The following is a 6,078-nucleotide window of genomic DNA, read 5'->3' as shown; positions in this document are numbered from 1 at the left end:
CCGCCGCGCTGCTGGAGCCCGGCGACGTGGTGCTGGTGGAGGACCCGGGATACCTGGCCGCGCTGCAGTGCTTCGCCTTCGCCGGTGCCCGGGTGGTGCCGGTGCCGACCGACGACGGCGGCCTGATCCCGGAGGCACTGGCCGAGTTGGTGGCCCGGGAGCGGCCGAAGGCGCTCTACCTGGTGCCCACCTTCCAGAACCCGACCGGCCGCACCCTGGACACCCCGCGCCGCCGGGCGGTGGCCGAACTCGCCGAGCGGCACGGCTTCTGGATCATCGAGGACGACCCGTACGGCGAACTCCGCTACGACGGGGCGGCCGAGCCGTGGATCGCCGGACTCCCGGCGGCCGCCGACCGGACCGTGCTGCTGGGCTCGTTCTCGAAGATCCTCGCGCCCGGTCTGCGGCTGGGCTTCCTGCGCGCCCCCGCCGCCCTGCGCCGCGCCTGCGTGATCGTCAAGCAGTCGGCCGATCTGCACACCTCGACCATCGACCAGGCCGCCGCCGCCCGCTACCTGCGCGACGCCGACCTGGACGCGCACATCGGCCTGATCAGGGCCGCCTACCGCGAGCGCCGCGACGCGCTGCTTACCGGGCTGCCCAAGGCCCTTCCGGCGGGCAGCAGTTGGAACCACCCGGCCGGTGGCATGTTCCTCTGGGTCGGGCTGCCGGACGGCCACGACGCGACCACCCTGCTCGCCACCGCCGTCCGGCACGACGTCGCGTACGTCCCCGGCGCACCCTTCTACGCCACCACCCCGGACCCGCGCACGCTGCGGATGTCCTTCACCACCCACAACCCCGAGGAGATCGGCGAGGGCCTGCGCCGGCTGGCCAACGCCTTCTCCGAGGGCTGACGGCGGCAAAGCCGGAACCGCCCCACCCCGGAGGGGTGAGGCGGCACCGTGGTCCGGTCGGCTCAGAACTGGGTCGTGATGCTGACGTTGTCGAAGTTGGTCACGGCGTACAGGCTCAGGTACACGTAGCCCGCCGGGGGGTTGCTGATGGTCAGGGCCTCGCTGTTGCCGGCATTCGCCGAACGCTGGGTGTAGTTGCTGGTGGTGGCCCAGTTGGTCGGGCTGTAGTACAGGTCGGCGTTGCCGGTGCCACCGGTGACGGTGACCTTGATCGAGGCGGTGCCGGCCGGGACGTACAGGTAGAAGTAGCTGTAGTTCTGCACCGTGTTGGACACGTGGGTGCGGCGGCAGTTCTTGCCGAGCACCCGGGTGTCGGCCGCAGAGCACTCCGGCAGGGCGGGGGCGGCCACCGTGACCGCCTTGCTGGTGGTCGCGGTGGCGCCCTTGTTGTCGGTCACCGTGAGCCGGACGGTGTAGCTGCCGGCCGCGGCGTAGGCCTTGGCGGGGTTGGTGGCGGTGGAGGTGGTGCCGTCACCGAAGTTCCAGGCACGGGAGGCGATGGTGCCGTCCGCGTCGGTGGAGGTGTCGGTGAGGTTCACCGTCAGCCCGTTCACCGCCGCCGTGAACCCGGCGACCGGCGCCTGGTTGGTGGGCGGGGTGGAGCTGCCGCAGCCGCCGGCCGCGCAGGCGGTCAGCCAGGTGGTGAAGTCGGCGTCGTAGCGGGTGCCGATGGTGGAGGTGAGCAGGGTGCGGGCGGCCGCCCAGTTGCCGGTGCGGTAGGTGGGACTGGAGCATGTAACGGACCGCCAGGTAGCCCCACTGGTAGACCCGGGTGGAGTCCGAGTTGTCGTACGTGGTGTCGAACAGCGTGCTGAGCCGGTACGTGTTCTTGGCCGCCTCGGTGATCGCCCGGTCGTAGACGACGTTCCGGTACGAGTAGGAGATGTACTCGGCGAAGCCCTCGACCCACATCACGGTCGGGGTGGTCATGCCGGCGTTGAAGTCGCCGAACATGTCGAACCGGCCGTCGAGGTAGTGGGTGTACTCGTGGTTGAGGTTCCAGATCTGGAAGTCCGGACGCGCCCACTCGGCCTCGTAGGCGATGAACCGCGGCTGGTTCCCGGCGGTGGCCGGGTTGCCCTCCAGGTACATGCCGCCGTTGTTGGTGCTGATCCCGAAGATCACGCCGGCGTAGGTCTGGTAGTCGGCGCTGGAGTCGAAGGCGTTGACCTCGATGGTGGTGTTGTTGTCGTTCGCCACCGCCCCGCTGTCCTTGACCACGCTGTGGAAGTAGGCGTCCTGGTTGTTCAGGCTGGTGCAGGTGGCGGCGAGGTCGGCCGAGGTCATCTGCTGAGCGACGATCTTGATGCTCGGGCTGCAGGTGTGGTTGATCGTCAGCACGGCGGCGCGGACCCGGTTCGACAGGTCGCAGGTGCCGTAGTACGAGCAGTTGGCCGCGTCGTACTCAGCGGTCATGTCGGCCATCGGGACCCAGATCGAGGAGGTCCGGCCGGTCATCGCCGTCCGGTCCAGCAGCTGCTTGAGCAGCGGACGGACCGCCGACTGCAGCTCCGGGTGCACGAGGAACCGGCCGAGCTCGCGACCCGAGTTGGCGGTCAGGTAGGACTTGCCGGTGCCGAGCAGGTCGTCGTGGGCGACGGCGAAGTCGCGCAGCACGGTCAGGATGCTCGGGTCGGCCTGCACGGCGGGCAGGAACTCCGGCGTCTGGTGGCCGCGGAACAGGATGGTGTAGGCGTTGTTGACCGCGGCCACCATGTAGTACGAGCTGTCGTACGAGCTGTTGTAGCTGGTCAGCAGGCGCTTGACCAGGCCGAGGTAGTGCGCGTTCTGCTGCGCGCTGTCGGCCAGGATGACCGCTTCGGCCAGGGTCGCGCCGTTGGCGTCGTTGACGTCCGCGGCGCGCGGGGCGGCGAAGAAGGTGTCCAGGGCGCCGATGATCGAGCTCTTCAGGGCCGGGCCGTAGCTGCCCACGGTGGACTCGTTGTACCACTGCACGAAGTAGCCGGCGCGCAGGAAGAGCACCAGCTGCCCGGTCGAAGTGCTGTTGTCACCCGGGTAGTTGGTGGCGTTCGCGCGCAGCGCGTCAGCCACCGTGACCATCTGGGCCTCGCGGAAGACGGCCTGCGCGTTGGCGCCCGTGAGCTGGAACAGCGTGTTCACGCAGTCCAGGTCCGAGACCTTGATCTGCTGGACCAGGGCGGCCCCGGTCTTCGAGGTGAAGTCGGCGACGTTGCAGACGGCCGTGACGCCCGCCGCACCGAGTGCCGACTTCGGCTTGGCGGTGCTCTGTTCGCGCTGCGAGGTCTCCTTGACCGCCCGCAGGGGGGCGCGCTCGGAGATCGCGGTGGGCTCCTTGGCCTCCTCCGCGGCCAGGTCGGCGGCCGCCGCGAGGCTGGCCGGCTGCGGGGCGGGACCGGACCTCGGTGCGGGGGCCGGGGTCGGCTGCGGGCCCTTGCCGCCGATCGCGGCGGCCTGACCGGCCGGAGCGAGCAGGGTCAGCCCGAGACAGCAGATCAGGGCGGCTATCAACAGCCGGACGACGTCTTTCGTCGTGGGGGAACTACGCATGAAGGTGGCCTCCGGGCCGGTCTGCGGCCGTGCATGGGGACACGGCAATGGGGGTTGCGGACCGTGGCAGCACCGGGAGTCGAGCCTGGACCCGGTTCTGACGTGGACACGGTGGGGAGTGTGACATGTACCATTGCATACATCACATGACTGGGGAAGAGGCTCGGGCTGCATCGTCAGAAACTGACAGACCGTCAGTCCGATTTCACCGTGCGGTGATTGGCCGGTTCGTGCCCGACGGGGGCGCTCCGGGGGGCCGGTCCGCGATCGGGCGACGCAAGCCCGCCACAAGGCGGTGGTGCCACGCTGACGCACTGTGAAGACCTGGCAGCTCCGCACCCTCCGCGTCGCCGTCCCGTCCACCCTCTGCGTAGCGCTCACCGCCACCGCGCACTTCGCCCTCAAAGGCACCGAACTCCCGCTCCCTGCCCTGGCCCTGGCCCTGGCCGGCACCGCCCTCTGCAACGGGCTGCTCGCCAGGGGCACTTCGGGGCTGGGGCTGACCGGCGCGTGGATGACCGCCACCCAGATCACCCTCTACGTCCTCTTCGACCGCACCTCGGCCGCACCCCTGCCCGCCCCCCGGCCGAGCCACCTGCTGGGCCTGGCCGACCCGGCCCTGCCGGTGCACAGCCCCTCGGCCGCGCTGGCCCTGGCCCACCTGCTCACCGCCGTCCTCTGCACCCTGCTGCTCCGCCCCGACCGGGGGCGGGCGCTGACGTCCGGTCAGCAGGTGCGCAGCTGGGTGGTCAGACGGCCGGTGTCGTCGAGCACGTGGAAGGCGAGGGCCGGCGGCAGGTCGTGGTGAACGTGCGCGTCCGGATCCTTCGCGCTGCGCACCGCCGCCGACCTGGACGACTTGGCCGTGCGGCGCCGCCGGGCGCTGGAGGCCAGCGACCACCTGGTGGCCACCGCCGGAGCAGCCGTCGATCACCGCGAGCGACACCGTGTCCGGGGTGGAGGCGCAGATCCTGCGGGACCTGGCCTCCGTGCTCGGCCGCACCCCGGAGGAGCTGGCGATCGAGCACGCCGCCGTCATCCTCCCGATCCCGACCGAGCCGGTGGCGGGCTGGTCCGTGTTCGACGGCCCGCCGAACCTCGCCGCCGGAGCCGACCAGCCGGGCACCGACTCACGGTCCTTCCCCTGAGCGAGCTAGGCTGCCACCGTGAGCAAGAACATCAACAACCCCGTGGGCATGGGCGGTGGCCAGCGGAAACGGCTGTCCCGCACCGAACGGCAGAACAACGGTCCGCATCGCAACCTCGACCGCCAGGGTGCGGCCGACCAGAAGGCGGAGCTGGTACGCAAGATGCGCGAGAGGGAAGGCGCAGCTGAGGGCGCCGGGCAGGCGGGCGACGACACCGTACAGAGCTGACGCGCTGCTCGACCACCACGTGGCCCGCCGCGCCGGGGAGGCCGAAGCAGTCAACGCCGTCCTCGCCCGGCCGGCCGTCCTGTCCTTCGACCATCACTACCGCGACGTCCTCGCCCCGCCGAAGGGCGGCCCACGGATCGAGCTTCACCCGGGCGCGGCCAGCCGCTGACGCCCCACCCTCCCGCCTGTCAGGGGCCCACACGGTAGCGTCTCCGTCACGCCAAGCGACGGAGCGCGGTGCGGGGAGGGGAACGGCATGAACGAAACCGACCTGGCCGACGCGGCGAAGGTGGTTCCGGGCAGCGGTGAGTGGAACGACGGCCTGCTCAACGCCTCGATGTACTACCGGATGCCCGCCCGCGCCGCCGACGAGCTGCGCCGGATCGCCGACCTCGCCGACCGCCTCGCCCAGGGCTTGGAGAAGCTGGCCTGTTCCATGAGCGCGCTCAGCCTGAGGTTGAGCGGGCGCAGAGCTGATGGACCGTCACGGGAGCCTTGTTGGCGGGAGGGTGCGCCCGTAAGCTGGTCCAGGCGTGGAGTACCGTCCAGGCGTGGAGTACCGGGGGAGGGAATGGCCATGATGAGACGTCTGGTCCCAGTCATCGCAGCGCTGGTGGCTATTGCCGGCTGCAGTTCGGGTGGGTCGGATGGCGATCAGGCCAGGACCGACGGCGAGTTGGCGTGCATGCTGGTGCGGATGCTGCCCGAGCGGATGCCCGAGCAGNGCTGCAGTTCGGGTGGGTCGGATGGCGATCAGGCCAGGACCGACGGCGAGTTGGCGTGCATGCTGGTGCGGATGCTGCCCGAGCGGATGCCCGAGCAGCCGGCCAGCGGTTCGTCGGATCAGTCCTGGGACGTGGCGGTCGGCCGGCTGGGCGCGGCGGCGGAGGTGGCCCGGGTGGCCGCGCTGCAGGACAAGAAGCNGGCCAGCGGTTCGTCGGATCAGTCCTGGGACGTGGCGGTCGGCCGGCTGGGCGCGGCGGCGGAGGTGGCCCGGGTGGCCGCGCTGCAGGACAAGAAGCGCCAGCCGCTCGCGGACACGCTCCACGCCGCCCGGGAGACCTTCAGCGTCACCTTCGACCTCCACAGCGCGGAACCGGGTGTCAAGCAGGCACGCGCGCAGTGCTGACGGCGTTCTCGGCCCGGCCGCACCGTGCGGCCCACCGAGTTCCGTACGTGGTCTGATGACCTGGGCGGGCATCCCGGCCGGGGTCGTCCGATGTCCGGCGAACCGCCTGCTGCAGCTCGATCGGCGT

General features: G+C 70.9%; 4 protein-coding genes and 1 pseudogene. 4 read left to right on the top strand and 1 reads right to left on the bottom strand.

What is annotated here, in order from left to right; genetic code table 11:
• Positions 1–857 (top strand): PLP-dependent aminotransferase family protein (locus ASC99_RS33880; protein ID WP_235583192.1); only part of this gene is annotated, 857 nt, incomplete at its 5' end.
• 62 nt (positions 858–919) lie between these two features.
• Here the strand turns inward: ASC99_RS33880 and ASC99_RS33875 are convergent.
• Positions 920–3,446 (bottom strand): annotated as a pseudogene (locus ASC99_RS33875) (collagenase).
• Positions 3,447–3,762: 316 nt separating this feature from the next.
• Between ASC99_RS33875 and ASC99_RS33870 the strand changes: the two are divergent.
• The 3 genes from ASC99_RS33870 to ASC99_RS33860 all read left to right on the top strand — a co-directional run bounded on the left by ASC99_RS33870 (position 3,763) and on the right by ASC99_RS33860 (position 4,822).
• Positions 3,763–4,254 carry a hypothetical protein gene (locus ASC99_RS33870; protein ID WP_057239383.1) on the top strand — a complete coding sequence of 164 codons (492 nt, stop codon included), beginning with the start codon at positions 3,763–3,765 and terminating at the stop codon, positions 4,252–4,254.
• A gap of 148 nt (positions 4,255–4,402) precedes the next feature.
• On the top strand, positions 4,403–4,594 hold the full coding sequence (locus tag ASC99_RS33865; RefSeq protein WP_157531929.1) for a hypothetical protein: 192 nt from the start codon (positions 4,403–4,405) through the stop codon (positions 4,592–4,594).
• Between the two features lie 18 nt (positions 4,595–4,612).
• Complete coding sequence (locus ASC99_RS33860) at positions 4,613–4,822, top strand: DUF6243 family protein (protein ID WP_057239379.1); 210 nt, start codon at positions 4,613–4,615, stop codon at positions 4,820–4,822.
• The last annotated feature ends 1,256 nt before the right edge of the window (positions 4,823–6,078 follow it).

The organism is Kitasatospora sp. Root107, from assembly GCF_001424875.1.
Lineage (GTDB): Bacteria > Actinomycetota > Actinomycetes > Streptomycetales > Streptomycetaceae > Kitasatospora.
The sequence above is the reverse complement of the archived record's forward strand: the minus strand, read 5'-3'. Positions and strand labels throughout refer to the sequence as shown.